This is a genomic window from Xanthomonas sp. NCPPB 2922 (assembly GCF_041520885.1).
Lineage (GTDB): Bacteria > Pseudomonadota > Gammaproteobacteria > Xanthomonadales > Xanthomonadaceae > Xanthomonas > Xanthomonas campestris.
The window spans coordinates 293,928-310,084 of sequence record NZ_JBGOFY010000002.1; the positions used below are offsets into that span (position 1 = coordinate 293,928).

The window sequence follows — 16,157 nt, forward strand, 5'->3', positions numbered from 1 at the left end:
GTTGGACATGATTCGGTCCGTATGGGCCTTCCGATACTTCATCCTCTCATCGATCAGGAATGATCTGCGCCTGCGCTTTTTGCGCAGCAAGCTCGGCGCCTTGTGGATGATCATTCATCCGCTCATGCAGGTGCTGATCTTTGCAACGATCCTCTCGGAGGTCCTGGCAGCAAAGTTGCCTGGTGTCAACAACAAGTTTGCTTACGCCCTCTACCTTATGGCGGGGACACTTTGCTGGAGCATGTTTGCAGAATCTATCGGCAAATGCGCATCCTTGTTTGTGGATAACGGAAATCTGATGAAAAAGCAGGCGTTTCCACGGATATGCCTTCCGCTCATCGCGGGCGGGACCGTCATGGTGAATAACTTGCTGTTATTTTTAGCGATCATTGTTGTTTTCGCGATTTTGGGGCACTCCCTGGGACCCCAGGCAGGCTGGCTGCCGCTGCTGATGCTCCTGACGCTTGCGTTCGCGATGTCGATCGGTCTGCTGCTCGGGATTTTCAATGTCTTCGTGCGCGACATCGGGCAGGTTGTACCGGTCGTTCTGCAGGCAATGTTCTGGGTGACGCCAATCGTCTACACCATCGATATCCTTCCGCAGCAGACGCGGGATTTATTTAAGCTCAACCCGCTGTTCCCGCTCGTCAGCGCCTACCAGGGGGTACTTCTTTACGGGCGTGCACCGGATTGGATGAGTCTGCTGCCTCTAACCGCTGCCACGGCCATCCTGGGTTTTGTATCGCTGGTCGTCTTTCGCCGCGCAAGTGCCGAAATGGTGGATGCGCTATGAGCGCTATGCTGACGGTCGAGGGATTGGGAAAGTCCTATCGTGTTTGGGGTAGCGAGTGGCTGCGTGCGGCCAGCTGGTTTGGTCTGAAGGTCAAGCCGCGGGAGGAGCATTGGGTGCTGCGCAACGTCGGCTTTTCGGTCACTGCTGGTGAGTCGATTGGAATCATGGGGCGAAATGGCGCTGGCAAGAGTACGCTGCTCAAGCTGATCACGGGGACATCGCAGCCCACTGAAGGGCGTATCGTCCGGCGCGGGCGCATTGCTGCGATCCTCGAGCTCGGGATGGGGTTCAACCCGGACCTGAGTGGACGAGAAAATGCCCGTCACTCGGCCGGGCTCATGGGCTACACGCTGGACCAGATCGAGGCCGTACTGCCGGAAATTCAGGAGTTTGCTGAGATCGGAGATTACTTCGATGAGCCGGTGCGCACTTACTCCAGCGGCATGCAGGTACGCGTGGCATTCGCGGTCGCTACCGCATTCCGGCCCGATGTGCTGATCGTCGATGAAGCATTATCGGTCGGAGATGTGTATTTTCAGGCAAAATGTTTCAAGCGTATTCTGTCCTTCAAGGAAAAGGGCATGACGCTGATTCTTGTGAGTCACTCCGTAGGGGACGTCGTCAAGCATTGCGACCGGGCTATATTAATTAAGGATGGCGGCGTCTATGCCGATGGTCCGTCCCGGGAGGTATCCAACCTCTATCTGGACGAGCTGTTTGGCAAGAAACCCGCGTCGCTTCAAGCCGAGGCCAAGGATACCCCGAAGGATCTACGCGCCGGCACGGAAGACTTGTTTCATACCCGGCCTTACTACAACGCTGGCGAGCACCGCTGGGGTCAGGGGGGCGCAAGGATTTTGGATTACGTGGTTGTCAGTGACGGCCAGGAATTCCCAGCACGCGTGGAAAGTGGCTCAAGGACGGCGTTCTACGTCAAGATCGCATTCGACCAGGATTTCGATAGCGTGGTCCCCGGCATTCTGGTGAAAACGCTTGAGGGATTATTCCTCTACGGTACCAATTCCTTTCTTTCCAGCGAGGGCCGTACCGGAATCGCGGCCAAAGCCGGCGACGTCATCGTCTGCAAGTTTACGATGCCTCTTGACCTCAATGAAGCCAATTATCTGATCTCGCTCGGCATCTCCAGCGGCGATCCGCTGGTGGAATTGACACCGCTGGATCGGCGCTACGATGCCATCGTGCTGAACGTGGCCCGAGGCATGCAGTTCTGGGGGATGATGGATCTGAAGGCCGATTTCGAAATCGTGGAGGCCTTGTCATGAAGGCGCCAGCAATTCACCTCAACGCAGAGAGCGAACAGCCATGATCGAGTCACCGAATATAGGGGCGCTTGTGGCAGCCCTGCCAGAGAAGTACCAGCCGATCTTTGCGCATCCGGAGCTGTCCGACGGCAGCTCGCGTGGGTGCGAGGACAGGCTTGTGCTGATCCGCCAATGCGCGCAGCGCCTGCAGCATGCGCTTGGCCGCCCGCTGCGTGTGCTCGACCTTGGCTGTGCCCAGGGGTTTTTCTCTCTGAACCTTGCAGCCGATGGTCACACGGTACACGGCGTGGATTTTCTCGATCTCAACGTCAATGTGTGCAAGGCGCTGGCTGCCGAGAACCCTGCATGTGCAGCTACCTTTGAGCACGGCACGGTGGAAGATGTGATAGATCGCCTTGAGCACGATGAGTGCGACCTGGTCCTCGGCCTGAGCGTCTTCCATCATCTAATTCACGACAAAGGCATCCTGAAGGTATCCGCGCTGTGTCGGAAGCTTTCAGAAACGACCAGCGCGGGCATTTATGAGCTCGCCCTGCGTGAGGAGCCGCTCTACTGGGCGCCATCGTTGTCGCAGGACCCGGCCGAGTTGCTATCCAGTTATGCATTTTTGCGCCTGCTTTCACAGCAGCAGACACATCTTTCGGCGGTTTCAAGGCCACTATATTTTGCCAGTAGCCGTTTCTGGTACGTGGATGGAGCCATTGGTAATTTTACGTCTTGGTCATCCGAGTCACATGCGCATGGCCGCGGCACGCATCTGCAATCGCGCCGTTATTATTTCAGCGAACAGTCGTTCGTAAAGAAAATGACGCTGGGCGTGGGAGATCGCGCAGAGATCAATTTGCAGGAGTTCGTCAATGAGGTGGAGTTTCTGGGCAATCCACCGGAGAGCTACCCGGCACCGCGCCTGATCGCATCGCTGAACGATTCCAGGGATCTGTTCATTGCAAGGTCCATGATGAATGGACGGCTTCTCTCCCAGGCGATCGATGATGGGGCCGCTTATGATGCTGATGAAATAATTGCACAGATTCTTGCGCAACTTGTTTTGCTTGAGCGTGCTGGTCTGTACCACAACGACGTGCGCTGCTGGAATATCCTTATCGCGCCTGAAGGGCGTGCTGTATTGATCGACTATGGCGCAATATCGGCCAATCCATTCGATTGCTCATGGCTCGACGATCTTCTGCTTTCCTTCCTGATCACGGTCAAGGAGATTCTTGAGCGCAAGGTTGTTCCCTCCAGTCCGAGCCGGGAGCCCGCTCTGGATTTCATGACGCTGCCCGCGCGTTATCGCAATGCGTTCATCGGGTTTTTTGGTCAGAATCGGTCCCCGTTGACATTCGCCTTGCTGCAACAGTGTCTTCAGCAGGCAGATGCGACCCCTCACTCTGCCCCCGAGTGGGTGACCATCTATCAGCGCCTGCAGAAAGCACTGCTCGGCTATAATGCGCGGCTTAGTGCTGTGCATATTGAGACAGAGCATCATCGGGTGGAGCTTGCCGCGCGCGGGGCGGCAATTGAGCATCTTCGCGATAGTACATTGCAAGACCAAGAGCGCACTCAGGCGTTTGAGCAGGGGGTTGCCGCTGCCGAGGAAAGGTACAAGCGCCTCGAGGAGGAGAGCGAGAAGCTGGCGGCGTGGGCGAAAGGACTTGAAGCTCAGACTATCGAGTCCAACCGTGACAAAGAAGCGCTTGCCGCGCTCAATGCAGAACTGGAATCAGACAAAGCTGCGCTCGCGACGCGAATTGCGTCACTTGGCAAGGAGCTGGAAGAGCGTCAGCGTGCATGTGAACTGGCGGAGTCGCGGGCCGCCGAACTGGAATCAGACAAGGCTGCGCTCGCGACGCGAATTGCGTCCTTTGGCCAGGAGCTGGAAGAGCGTCAGCGTGCATGTGAACTGGCGGAGTCGCGGGCCGCCGAACTGGAATCAGACAAGGCTGCGCTCGCGACGCGAATTGCGTCACTTGGCCAGGAGCTGGAAGAGCGTCAGCGTGCGCGTGAGTTGGCCGAGTTGCTGGCTGCCGACGTGGGACGGCTGACCGAGGAGCGTGACGCTGCCAGGTCCGATCTCCTCGACACCCAAAGCGTCGTTGAGCAGCGCCAGGCGACGATTACAGCGCTGGAGGCGCGTGTCGCCGTTCAGCAGCAACAGATCAGTGGCCTTGAGAGTTCGCGCGATCAGGAAAGAAATAGGTTGAGGGAGTTGCAGGTGGATCTCTCGCGTAGCATGGACGGTACTGCAAGTGCGCGTGAGTACATTCGTGAGCTTGAGATGGCGGTGGAGGCTCTGGAGGGACAGATCAACAGTCTCCACGGAAGTCGGTCCTGGCGCGTTACGGCACCTCTGCGTCTGTTCACCACACGGGTACTGAAGCGTGGCAATGCTGACGCTGCGACCATCCGCAAGGTTTCAGACGCGCGCCTTGAAAGTCCTGTCCATACGGATGGTGTGACACCTACACCGGCAGAGGCTGCGATGGACGAACGCTTAGCTGCAGTCGATCAATTGGGTAGCCGGATTCGCAAGTCGCTTAAATAATCCGGGTAGAGGGAATCGTTGTGGTAAGGATATCATGCAAGAGGTTGTGGCCGTGAAGAGAGTCATTGTTCTGGGTGCGCAGGTACCGTTTGTCAGAGGAGGAGCAGAGTTCCTGAATGAAGAACTTGTCCGCCAGATCAATCTGTGGGGAAAAAAACGCCAGGTTGTCGCGGAATTGGTACAGCTGCCTTATCGGTGGTATCCGGAAACGGAAATCCTCTCGTCCACGCTTGCGTGGAGGCTACTGGATCTAAATGAGAGCAACGGGCAGAAGATCGACCTATGCATCTGTACCAAGTTTCCGACGTATGCTGCTTCGCATGCGAACAAGACGCTTTGGCTCGTTCATCAGCACAGGGTTCTTTATGATCTGGAGCGGACGCGTTTTGATTTTCCTCATTTGACCTCCCAGGACAGCGCGCTGCGCGATTCATTGCGTGCTTCGGATACGCAATTGTTGTCGGACATCGAGTCGCGCTACACCATATCGCAGACCGTTACCGACCGACTTCAACGGTTCAACGGCCTGTCGTCGCAGGTTCTATACCCTCCATCTAAGCTGGCGCCTTTCATTACATCTGGTGATTACGGCGACTACGTCTTGTGCATCGGCAGACTAGAGTCGATGAAACGACCCGACCTGCTCATCCGTGCAGCGGCGCATGCTCCAAAGGCTAGGGTCGTGATTGCGGGAACGGGCGCGAGTGATTACGCACTCTCCCTGGCGCCGTTGGTACGCGAGCTCGGTCTGGAGGATCGGGTAGAGCTGACGGGCTTTGTCGAGGATGAGAAACTGCTAGCGCTGATCGCTAACTGTAGAGCGGTTTTCTACTCTCCCGTGGATGAAGATTACGGGTTTGCGACCTTGGAGGCATTTGCGGCGCATAAGCCAGTCATTACTGTCGACGACAGTGGCGAAGTGGCGAGAATTGTGGAGGCCACGGGAGGGGGCTGGATCAGCGGCCCGACGGCAGAGGAGATAGCGCAGAGCATTGGGGATTGCTACGCACGAACCGATGCGCAATTACGCGCGCTTGCCGACGGCGGATACCGGCTGAGTACTTCGATTACGTGGGATCTTGTGATACGCAATCTTGTGGAGGGCAAGATTTGAACACGCGCTTCCGCATTGCCATGGTCGGGCCATTGCCTCCTGAGCATTCCGGTATCGCCGAGTATTCGGCCGGGCTGGTGGAACTGCTGCGCGATCGGGGCGTACAGGTCCACACCGTCGTGCGCGGTGACGTCGAGCGCATGGGCATGCAGCAGGTGATCGATGAGCTTGGGCAAGCGGATGCGATCGTGTACCAGATGGGAAATCATCCCGCCTTCCACGGTTGGATGCTTCCACTTATGGCACAGGTGCCCGGCATTGTTCATCTGCATGATCTAGTGCTGCACCATATGGTGGCGGGTGTTCTGAGCGACGAAGGTCTTCTCAGCGATGGATACGCGCGGGTGCTGGAGCAATGGCACTGCGCTGCGGATGTGAAGAACGCAACGCTTGCGCTGCGATACGGCACTCCGATCTGGGGACGTGACGAAGTCGTGCACTACCCACTTCACCAGGTGGCGACGAAGTTGGCGCTTGAGGTGGTCGTGCATTCCAGGTACGCGGCTGAGAGAGTTGCAAAAGAGTTTCCGTGGCTGCCTGTTACGGTCATTCCGCAGCTCTATCCTGTCGCCGCGCGGCATCGTGTGCGTGATTGCCTCAATACCATTGCGGTGATGGGGGGGGGGCAAGCGAATCGCAGGTTCGACTGGATCGTTGAGGCCTTATTGCAGATCGACCCCGTGTTGACTCGCCCGCTTACCCTCGAAATAGCTGGAGATGTCGAGCCTGCGGTACAGCTTCAGCTTGAACGACTTTCGGGTTTGCAGAACGTGCGATTGGTCAATCACGGCCGCATCGACGACGAGCAATTCCGGGATATGTTCGCGCGCGCCGACCTGATGATCGCGCTTCGTCAGCCGACGATGGGCGAAGCATCCGCAGTGGTGTCCAAGGCGTTGCAGGCGGGCCTGCCTGTGGTGGTGTCGGATCAGGCATGGTATGCGGAACTGCCGTCCTGTGTGAGGAAATTGCCCCCCACTCCCGAATGTCCGGATGTTCTGGGGAGTCTGTTGCAGCGGCTTGCGCTCGATTCAACGGCCTATTCGTATTGGGCAGAGGAATGTAAGGATCAGGCCGGCCGCCCCGAGCTAGATCCATACGCCGCCACTGATCGCTATGTCAGGCTACTCAAATCCAACCGTGTGTTCTCTGCGTTTAGAGATCGCGTGGCCAGTGCATTGGCCAGCCTCAGGATTGACTTGGAATCCCCGGCGGCTGGGGAAGTGCAGCGAATCGATGTCCGCGCGTCTCTACGAGGGGATCGTTGGGTCGATTCTGCGCTGGCAGCATTGGCCGAGCGAGGACTTGGCTCTCGTAAATCAACGAACTCTGTTGCGATCAGTCCGTACCCTTATAACGAGGCCCTGCCCCCAGAGGCGTGGCAGGGAAAAGCTGCCTTGCTCGACACTCATCTGGGCGTGGTGCAGCCATCAAGCATGCTGACCGCGCGCCTGATGTTGACCAATGACAGCAAGGTTCAGTGGCTGAGTCCATCGAACCACTCTGTAATGCCGTTTGGCATATATATCGGTTACTTCTGGCACTCCAGCAATGTCCCGCTGGCACCCGAACAGCCGCGCCAGTGGCTTGAAGATGCAATTGAGCCCGCATCCTCCGGCGAGCAGCTCATCACACTTCAAGCGCCAGACGCGCCGGGCGATTATGTCCTGGAGGTGGACCTTGTCCAGGAATCAGTTTCTTGGTTCAAAAGTCGGGGGTTTGTACCCGCCCGGCTACTCGTACGCGTAGAAGCTCCCCAGTAATGCGGGTCACATTCATCCAAACCAGGTCCACGTCCATGAAAATTTTTATGAAATTCCCCCTCTCTTCGGCCACTGTCGTCGCGCTTGCAACTGCGATTACTTTTACCGGCTGTTCCGAGTCGCCAGATGCAGGTCAGGCCGCGAGCGCCGCGCCGCAAAAGGCCGCATCTGCATCCGATGCGCCCGGCATGAGCATGCCCCTGACGCAAGAGCAGGTGGGGGCGCGGTACGCCATCGTTTCAGATCCGGTCATTGCCAATAGTGGTGAGGTGATTAGGGCCGTGGTATCGGTTACCAATGCGGGTAAGTCCACCATCAGTTCAAAAGGTAAATTGCCGGTCAACTTGGCTATCTCTCTGGTAGACGCGTCCGGAGTTGTATCGGCAAAGGATTTTGTGCGCGCTCCGCTTCCACCCGAGGGGATCCCCGCGGGTGCGTCTGCGGAAGTGGTCGCCGAGGTGCCTGCCGAGGCGGTGGTCGGTAAGAGTCTGCGATTTGGCTTGGTGCAGGAAAGCGTCGCCTGGTTCAGCGATTTCAAGATCGAGCCCCTCGACTACGGTCCGTTCACCAAGTGTGCCGATCAGGGCAAGCAGACGTTCTGCGGTGCGGGCGGCAAGCCGTTGTCAGCGCGTTGAGCTCCACAGGACATCGAGAATCACCCGGTCCTGTGCTGACCTGAAGTCGCAATATTACATAAACATAAGAGAATGTGTGAAATGAAAACTGCGTTGATTACCGGAATCTCCGGCCAGGATGGCGCCTACCTCGCCCAGTTGTTGTTGGACAAAGGTTACCGCGTGTTCGGCACGTATCGCCGTACGAGTTCGGTCAATTTCTGGCGGATCGAAGAGCTTGGAATCGCAGCTCACCCGAATCTTAATTTGATCGAATACGATCTGACCGATCTTGGCTCGAGCATCCGTATGCTTGAGAGCACCGGCGCGACAGAGGTCTACAATCTGGCAGCTCAGAGTTTTGTCGGTGTGTCTTTTGATCAGCCGACCACAACGGCACAAATCACTGGTATAGGTCCGGTCCACCTGCTGGAGGCAATTCGCCAGGTCAACCGAGATATCCGCTTTTACCAGGCTTCGACGTCTGAGATGTTCGGCAAGGTGCAGGCGGTCCCTCAGATCGAAAGCACGCCGTTCTATCCACGCAGCCCCTACGGGGTCGCCAAGCTTTACGCGCACTGGATGACGGTGAACTACCGCGAAAGTTACGACATCTTTGGATGCAGCGGAATTTTGTTCAATCACGAAAGCCCATTGCGTGGGCGTGAATTCGTGACGCGCAAGATCACCGACTCGGTGGCCAAGATCAAGCTAGGCCTACTGGACTGCATGGAATTGGGCAACCTGGACGCCAAGCGTGACTGGGGCTTCGCTCGCGAATATGTCGAAGGAATGTGGCGCATGTTGCAGGCCGACGAGCCTGACACCTTCGTTCTTGCCACCAACCGTACCGAGACTGTGCGTGATTTCGTGAGCATGGCATTCAAGGGTGCGGGCATCGACGTCGAGTTCCGTGGGAAGGACGCTGAAGAAACTGCGGTGGACACTGCCACCGGCAAGGTGGTCATGCGTATCAACCCGAAGTTCCACCGCCCTGCAGAAGTGGAGCTGTTGATCGGAGATCCAGAAAAGGCTACCCGTATCCTCGGCTGGAAGCCTGAAACCACGCTGGAGCAGTTATGCCAGATGATGGTCGAGGCCGATCTCAAGAGGAACGAGCGTGGCTTCTCATTCTGAGCTGAAAGGCAAGCGGGTTCTGGTCAGTGGCGCGTCCGGGTTCACCGGACGCTACATGTCCCAGCAGCTCAAGGAGCAGGGCTGCACCGTGATCGGTGTTGGGACCCGTTGCGACGGTGCCGGTACAAGCGCAACCGACGAGTTCTGGCCGATGGATCTGCGTGACGCTGCCGACGTCGCTCGCGTCGTTGCGCAGGCCCAAGCCGACTACGTTGTGCATCTGGCTGCAGTGGCCTTTGTCGGTCATGGGGATGCCGACGATTTTTATCGGGTCAATCTGCTCGGCACGCGTAACCTGCTGCAGGCGCTGGCCGCAAGCCAACACCGCCCAGAGAGGGTGCTGATCGCGAGCAGTGCCAATGTCTACGGCAATGCAACCGAGGGCGTGATCGACGAGTCGGTCACGCCTTCGCCCGCGAACGACTACGCGGTGAGCAAGCTCGCCATGGAATATGTCGCCAGCTTGTGGCACGAGCGCCTGCCCCTGGTGATTGCCCGCCCATTCAACTACACGGGGGTCGGTCAGGCGACCAATTTCCTGATTCCCAAGATTGTTTCCCATTTTGCATCGCGCGCCACTTCCATCGAGTTGGGCAACACCGAAGTGTGGCGCGATTTTGGCGATGTCAGATCGGTCGTGCTGGCTTATCGCAAGCTTCTGCAAGCACCCGCTGCGGAAGGGCAGATCGTCAACGTGTGTTCGGGTGTCGCCAGTTCGCTGAGCGACATCATCAGGATCTGCTCGAAAATCACCGGCCACGACATCGACGTCCAGGTGAATCCCGCATTCGTTCGGCAGAATGAAGTCAGGAAGTTGCTTGGCAGCAATGCCAGATTGCAGGAGCTAATCGGCGATTGGCAGAGTCTTGCGCTGGAGGATACGTTGCGCTGGATGCTTGAAGCTGCGAGCACTGAGCAGTGAGAGCAATCCAAGGGCATTGAGAGCAATCGAGCTTCGGCTGGAAAATTCAGCCGAAGCTCGATTAGTGCATGGTGGCGGTATTCTTGTTCAGCGTTATCGCAAAAGGTGACGCACCGTCAGTCGCGAGAAACCGTGCCAGGTAATAGGAGCGGGAAACACACCGGCGATCATGCTTTCGGCGGGTTTATCCGCCGCAATCGGACTTGCATATCTCAAAACTGATCAGCCCGAAGGCAAGCAGCCGCTGATCCGCAGACATGCCTAGCTGCGCAGGAGAGACCGGTATTTCGTAGTTCAGAACCAGATGCACCACCTCACCCGGCTGGCTGGTTGTAACGGGAATCCGTAGTTCCAGCGGCACCGTTTGTGCTGCAGTAATGCGGGTGTCGAGCACTTGAACACCGTTGACCGTGGCACGGATGCGCAGCGCTTGCTGGGGGCCGGCGAGAAACGGATTGCCGCGTAGAATTACCGTTGTGCTGCCGACAGTCGTTTGGTTGACACGGTAGCGCAGCGATGAACTTTTGCCTTCCGACCAGACACCCCATGCCTCGTCGGACGACCAGCCTTGTACGAGCAAGCTGCGTAGCGAGGGGAGCGTGATGGCGGTATCCGCCGCGGGCTCTGTGACCACTGTGTCCTTGGCGGCATCGGCGTTTGCAGGCTTGGCACCCCCTGGCAGGCGGAAGACCACAACAGCGCCATCCTCTCGAGCCATCACTGGCGGCGCGCCAATGGCCTGTGTCCATTCAGCAATCACTTGCGCTCCCTGATCGGCATAGCCGCGCTTGTCGATGTAGACAGCGTCGAAGCCGAAGCGACCGATTGCCTTGAGCTGTGCTGCAGCCGGCTGGGTCTCCAGATTCCGATAGAACAGGTCGCCCTCGCGGCCTTTCATGCCCGCGTAGCTCCACTTCAGGTGCTGGGAGTGGACGAATCCTACTGCAAGGTCATATGCGTGCAAGCCATTCTTGGGTGGCACTTCCGGAAATGGCATGTAGGGCAACTGGTAAACCGCTGCACCAACAGGCAGGGCAGCTTCAATGCTGCGGATGAAACGCTTGTCCTGCTCGTACGCAGTGCGCGCGCTGGCTTGACACGGGCCGCATGCAGCCGAGGTCTGGTCCCAGATGCCGAAGACCAGCATGCCGGCGGCAGCGATCGAGGCGATGGTCATGCGGTGCCAACGCCCCACTTTGTCGGACAGCATCTGCACGGCGATGGCCACCGCAGCCAGCGTGCTGAACGTGATGAAGATGCTGGCCCGGTTCCAGCCTCGGATGGAGGGCGATACAACGTGCGCAAAGAGTGAGCCAAGCCCGCCGATGGTCATGAATGCCAGAAGGACGCCAGAGAGAATCGCCAGTAGAGCAATGCGTTCTTCATTTCGCCGCTCGGACAGGCGCGCGAACGCGACCAGTGCCAGGATGGCAAGACCGAAGGAACCGATCAGGCCCAGGGAAGCAGTCGTGTTCTCGTTGATCAACGGTGTGCTGGCCATGTAGTTGGCCGTCACATTGGCTAGCTTCGGCAGCCTGTGGTCGGGCCGCGGCAAGATCAACTGCATCAACTTTACGCCATAGATCTCGGACTCTGCCGGCGCGCGGGCTGCGACTTCCGGGTTGTGGCCGTTGATCCGCTCGTTGATCACGTTGGGTGCGACATTTGCCAGCGTGCCAAGCGCGAGGAAGAAAATGACCGGTGCTGCAAGGCGGGTGATGGACGCCCAGTTCTTCTGGAACAGCGCCATGAGGCAAGCTGTCCCAATCAGGATCAGGCCGAATGCCGTGTAGTAAACGCCGAAACAGCTCAGGACCAGGTACAGCGCAGCAAGCGCGATTTTGCGTGCGGGTCGGGCGCTCCAGAAATCCAGCGATGCGTCGGCGCGTGCAATTCTGATCGCAAGCATGAAGTAGATCGGGATGCCGAAATACCAGGTGTAGAAGATGTGCTGTAATCGGAGAAAATGGAACGGTGCCAGCGTAAAGAGCATCGCAGTGGTAAAGGACAGCGAGCGGCCGACGCGCAGCCAGCGCATCACCCAGTAGGCCGTCAGAAAGTTCGCGGCAAAGCCCAGCAGGAAGAACAGGTTGAGCGCTGCGGCACTGCTGCCGGTCAGCATGCCGGCAAGTTTCAAGAACAGAAAGCTGCCGGAATCTGCACCGGGATAATCTAGGAAGGAGGAGCCGAAGGGAAAGCCGCTCCGGGCATTCTCGAAGATCCATCCTTCCATAGCGCGCTGCGTCAGCCAGAGGCTGCTCAGGGCGTCGCCGCTGTATGAGAGCGGGTAGTCCAGTACAGGCAGAAGGCCTGCCCGCCAGCCGACGACCAGGACGCTGCCTGCCACAACGGACAGGACAGCGCCTAATAGCAGGGGCAGCCATTCGGCCTTGATCAGCGGGCGGGCCGGCGTGGTAATGGGAGGTGGCGTGCTCATGTATTCCACAGTGTAAGAAGGAAAATGCGCTGTGCCATCAGGTGCTGCAGGCACGTGCGCAGTGGGGCTAAATCCTGTGCCGCGTCGGGCTAGCTCAGCCCTGAGTATCGGCGGGCCTGCGGGCCTGCAACAACAACTTGCTCAGAATGAACGAAACGGGCAGCGTGACAACGATGGAGATCAGCGGGCCGATTACTGCTGGCACGCCCAGATACCCTACGCTGAGTTTCAGCGCCAACGCCCCCAGAGCGTATGTCACGAGATAGATGAGCGGAAATGCCGCAAACTTCAGCCAATTGTGTTCGGCCTGGAAGACATATCGGGTGTTGATCAGATAGCTGAGCAGGATGCCGGCACAAAAACTCGCCAGATACGCCCACTGATAATGGATGAAGCGCAGCAGCACCCAATACAACACCAGGGTAACGCCCGTATTCAGTGCTCCGCCCAGCAGGAAACGTAACGCTACAGCAACCAGAGCCCGGCGGCGTTTAGCCGGGAGCTCGGTTGCATGCGGCTCATTCGGCCGCATTCGCCAGACTCTTGAAAGAGGCGTAGTCGCGAATGTACTCGTCTGTGTCGTAGGACTCGGACGCGAAGACCAGCAAGACTGCGTCCTTGGAGTACTTGTACTGCGTGCCCCAGATCATGGGTGGCAGATGGATTCCCTGGCTTGGTGAATTCAGTTCAACGTCGATACGCCGCGTTCCGTCGTCAGCGAGAACCCTGACTGATCCGGAAACACAAATCAGAAACTGATGGCAACGCTTATGCGCGTGCTCGCCACGGGTCTCCTGCGTTGGAACGCCATAAACAAGAAAATAGCGCTTCGCATTGAAGGGAAGGAACGTCTCGAAATCACCGACAGAGAGAGAGCCCCGCATATCGGCAAAGCTGGGCATCCGATAAAGCTTGACCCCAGGAACAGCGGTATCGGTAATTCCCTGGCCTGTGGGCGAGGGGGCCGACCCGGTTGCGTCCTTATCGGAAACATAACCAACGATGCGCGCGGGATTGCCAACCACGATCGCATTAGGCGGCACCGAACGCGTCACCACTGCACCGGCGCCAATCATCGCACCGCTGCCGATGGTGGTGCCGGCCAGGATGGTCGCATTGGCCCCGATCGACGCGCCCGATTCCACGACGGTGCCGAGGAACTTTTCGGGATACACCCGGCTGCGCGGAAACAGGTCGTTGGTGAAGGTGGCATTGGGGCCGACGAAGACATCGTCGCCCAGGCGCACGCCGTCCCACAGTTGAACGCCGCACTTGACGGTCACACGGTCGCCCACCACTACGTCCGATTCAATGAAGACGCCGTCGCAGATGTTGCAGTCGCGACCGAGGCGGGCGCCGGGCAATACGTGGGCAAATGCCCAGACGCGGGTGCCCTCGCCGATGGTGTCGCTTTCGCAAAGGGCATTGGGGTGCACGAAATGACTCACGGAGTATCCTTTTCGAAGTTTTCGACCGACTGCATGATCGATAGTGGGCGTGCCTTGGTATTTTCGAACGCATGCCAGGCGTAGGTACCCACGATACCCAGGCCCAGTGAATTGAGTGCGCCGAAAAAGAGAATGGTCAAAATGGTCAGGGTATAGCCAGGTACCGCGACGAGCCCGGAGAACTTTGCGGCCAGCACCAGCGCACCGAGCAGCGCGGTGAATGCCAGCGCGATCAGGCCCAGCGCCGTCAGCATGCGGACCGGCAGGTCGGTGAAAGCAAAGACGCTGTCGGACAGGTACCGCAGTTTCTTGCTCAAGGTCCAGGCGCTCTTGCCGTGCTGCCGCTCGCGCCGCTGATAACTGACAAATTCGCGCTTGCCGCCCAGCCAGAACAACTGTGCGAGCAGGCTGGAGTGGGCTTCGTTCAACAGCAACAGCCGTTCGAGGAAGCCACGGCTGACAGCGAAGATGTCCACGCCGCCCTTGGGAATGTCCTTGATGACCATCCGCCGATAGGTCGCCCAGAATAGTGTCGACGCCAGCTTGGAGGCAGCCGGATCGCTGCGCGCTTCGCGTACGCCGAACGCCACGTCATAGCGTTCGCTGACATAGCGCTGCCAGAAGTCGATCACCAGCGTGGGGGGTTCCTGCAGATCGGCGGCCATGACCGCAGTCAGGTCCCCGGTGCTGAGCTGCAGCCCGGTGCGGATTGCCGGAAACGCGCCGAAGTTGCGGGTCAGCGTTGCCAGTTGCGAACGGAATGCGCAACCGGGCAATTTTTCGCGCAGCAAGGCGTAGCTGCGATCCGGGCTGCCGTCGACGACGAAAACCGCTTCGAAATCCCCATCCACGCTGCGTGCGATGAAGTCCACGGCCTGCAGCAGGTCGTCGATCGATCCTTCATTGCGATAGATCGGGACAACCAGGCTCAGGGAGGGCGATTGCACCTCGCTCAGAAACGGTTGCATGCGTCGATGACCTGGTCGACTTCTTCGTCGGTCAGCTCCGGGAAGCACGGCAGCGTCATCACGCAGATCGCATCGGCCTCGGTATTGGGGAGCGCCACAGAATCAAAAGCGCCCTCATGACAGGGCTGGCGATGATCGCACAGCGGGTAGTGGACCTCGGTCTGCACGCCGGCAGCCTGCAGGTGGGCGCGCAGTGCATCGCGCTGGTCGCAGCGCACGACGTACAGATGGGCCACATTGTCGGCACCGACCACGCCAGCGGATGCAATCTTCGGGTTGGACAACCCCCGCGCGTAGCGGTTGGCGATGTCGCGGCGGCGTTGGTTCCAGCCATCCAGCGAGGTGAGCATATGCCGCAGCATTGCGGCCTGCAGCTCGTCGAGGCGGCTGTTGCGACCGCCGCGCAGGCTGTTGGTGTACTTGGCCGTCCATCCGTACTGGCGAAGCTGTGCTGCACGGGTGGCCAGGGCATCATCGCCGGTCACGATCGCGCCGCCATCGCCCAGTGCGCCCAGATTCTTGGTCGGGTAGAAACTGAAAGAGGCAATATCGCCGAAGCTGCCGGCGCGTCGGCCATTGCGCTCTGCGCCATGCGCCTGTGCGCAATCTTCCACCACCTTGATGCCGCGTGCGTGGCAGAGCGCGACGATGGCCTCGATCTCGGCCAACTGACCGTACAGATGGGTCACGATCACGGCCTTGGGCGTGGTCTTGCCCGCGAGCGCAGCCTCCAGTGCGGCGACGGACATCAATCCCGTGCCTGCACCGGTATCAACGAAGATCGGCGCCGCACCACAGGCCAGAACGGCGCTGGTGCCGTACATGGCGGCATTGGCCACCACGGCGACCCGATCGCCCTGGCCAATGCCCAGTGCCTTCAGCGAGAGTTCCAGGGCGTCGGTGCCGTTGGCGACGCTGACGCAGTGGCGGGCGCCACAGTAGCCGGCGAACTCCTGCTCGAAGGCCTTCACGTTCGGGCCGAGGACGTAGTAGCCGCTGGCGATGATGTCGCCGGCGATCTGGGACAGCTTGTCCTGCAAGGGAGCGATGTGGCGGGAAAGCGAGTTGACAGGAATCAGAGCGTCCATGGGATCCGCAGAGTTTGAGTAGATGTGGAAGTTGGAATGACGTGC

General features: G+C 58.7%; 13 protein-coding genes. 8 read left to right on the plus strand and 5 right to left on the minus strand.

Going from position 1 to position 16,157, the window contains the following annotated elements:
- Positions 1–7 precede the first annotated feature (7 nt).
- The 8 genes from ACD584_RS03875 to ACD584_RS03910 all read left to right on the plus strand — a co-directional run bounded on the left by ACD584_RS03875 (position 8) and on the right by ACD584_RS03910 (position 10,171).
- Complete coding sequence (locus ACD584_RS03875) at positions 8–793, plus strand: ABC transporter permease (RefSeq protein WP_043877938.1); 786 nt, start codon at positions 8–10, stop codon at positions 791–793.
- Positions 790–2,076, plus strand: a complete 1,287-nt coding sequence (locus tag ACD584_RS03880) for an ABC transporter ATP-binding protein (protein ID WP_011035845.1) — start codon at positions 790–792, stop codon at positions 2,074–2,076. Before ACD584_RS03875 ends, ACD584_RS03880 begins: the two co-directional genes overlap by 4 nt.
- A gap of 40 nt (positions 2,077–2,116) precedes the next feature.
- The gene (locus ACD584_RS03885; RefSeq protein ID WP_076036456.1) at positions 2,117–4,621 is read left to right on the plus strand and encodes a methyltransferase domain-containing protein; all 2,505 of its coding nucleotides are present in this window, start codon (positions 2,117–2,119) and stop codon (positions 4,619–4,621) included.
- Between the two features lie 34 nt (positions 4,622–4,655).
- The gene (locus ACD584_RS03890) at positions 4,656–5,735 is read left to right on the plus strand and encodes a glycosyltransferase family 4 protein (protein ID WP_011035847.1); all 1,080 of its coding nucleotides are present in this window, start codon (positions 4,656–4,658) and stop codon (positions 5,733–5,735) included.
- A 20-nt stretch (positions 5,736–5,755) separates the two neighbouring features.
- Entirely contained in the window at positions 5,756–7,498 is a 1,743-nt protein-coding gene (locus ACD584_RS03895) for a glycosyltransferase (protein WP_076036455.1), read from the plus strand.
- A gap of 35 nt (positions 7,499–7,533) precedes the next feature.
- A complete protein-coding gene (locus tag ACD584_RS03900) occupies positions 7,534–8,133 on the plus strand; it encodes a hypothetical protein (protein ID WP_019237979.1) in 600 nt (199 codons plus the stop codon).
- An 81-nt stretch (positions 8,134–8,214) separates the two neighbouring features.
- Complete coding sequence (gmd, locus tag ACD584_RS03905) at positions 8,215–9,249, plus strand: GDP-mannose 4,6-dehydratase (RefSeq protein ID WP_011270014.1); 1,035 nt, start codon at positions 8,215–8,217, stop codon at positions 9,247–9,249.
- Complete coding sequence (locus ACD584_RS03910) at positions 9,233–10,171, plus strand: NAD-dependent epimerase/dehydratase family protein (protein WP_076036454.1); 939 nt, start codon at positions 9,233–9,235, stop codon at positions 10,169–10,171. Before gmd ends, ACD584_RS03910 begins: the two co-directional genes overlap by 17 nt.
- Positions 10,172–10,355: 184 nt before the next feature.
- Here the strand turns inward: ACD584_RS03910 and ACD584_RS03915 are convergent, their stop codons facing one another.
- The 5 genes from ACD584_RS03915 to ACD584_RS03935 all read right to left on the minus strand — a co-directional run bounded on the left by ACD584_RS03915 (position 10,356) and on the right by ACD584_RS03935 (position 16,112).
- A complete protein-coding gene (locus tag ACD584_RS03915; RefSeq protein WP_076036453.1) occupies positions 10,356–12,608 on the minus strand; it encodes a sugar translocase in 2,253 nt (750 codons plus the stop codon).
- Positions 12,609–12,702: 94 nt separating this feature from the next.
- Entirely contained in the window at positions 12,703–13,140 is a 438-nt protein-coding gene (locus ACD584_RS03920) for a GtrA family protein (RefSeq protein WP_076036452.1), read from the minus strand.
- Positions 13,127–14,056 (minus strand): WxcM-like domain-containing protein, encoded by a 930-nt coding sequence (locus ACD584_RS03925; RefSeq protein ID WP_019237976.1) that lies wholly within the window; start codon positions 14,054–14,056, stop codon positions 13,127–13,129. Before ACD584_RS03925 ends, ACD584_RS03920 begins: the two co-directional genes overlap by 14 nt.
- On the minus strand, positions 14,053–15,024 hold the full coding sequence (locus ACD584_RS03930) for a glycosyltransferase family 2 protein (protein ID WP_070691767.1): 972 nt from the start codon (positions 15,022–15,024) through the stop codon (positions 14,053–14,055). Before ACD584_RS03930 ends, ACD584_RS03925 begins: the two co-directional genes overlap by 4 nt.
- Positions 15,009–16,112, minus strand: coding sequence for a DegT/DnrJ/EryC1/StrS aminotransferase family protein (locus tag ACD584_RS03935; protein ID WP_011035860.1), 1,104 nt, complete (start codon positions 16,110–16,112; stop codon positions 15,009–15,011). The genes ACD584_RS03930 and ACD584_RS03935 overlap by 16 nt, the downstream gene beginning before the upstream one ends.
- Between the last annotated feature and the right edge of the window lie 45 nt (positions 16,113–16,157).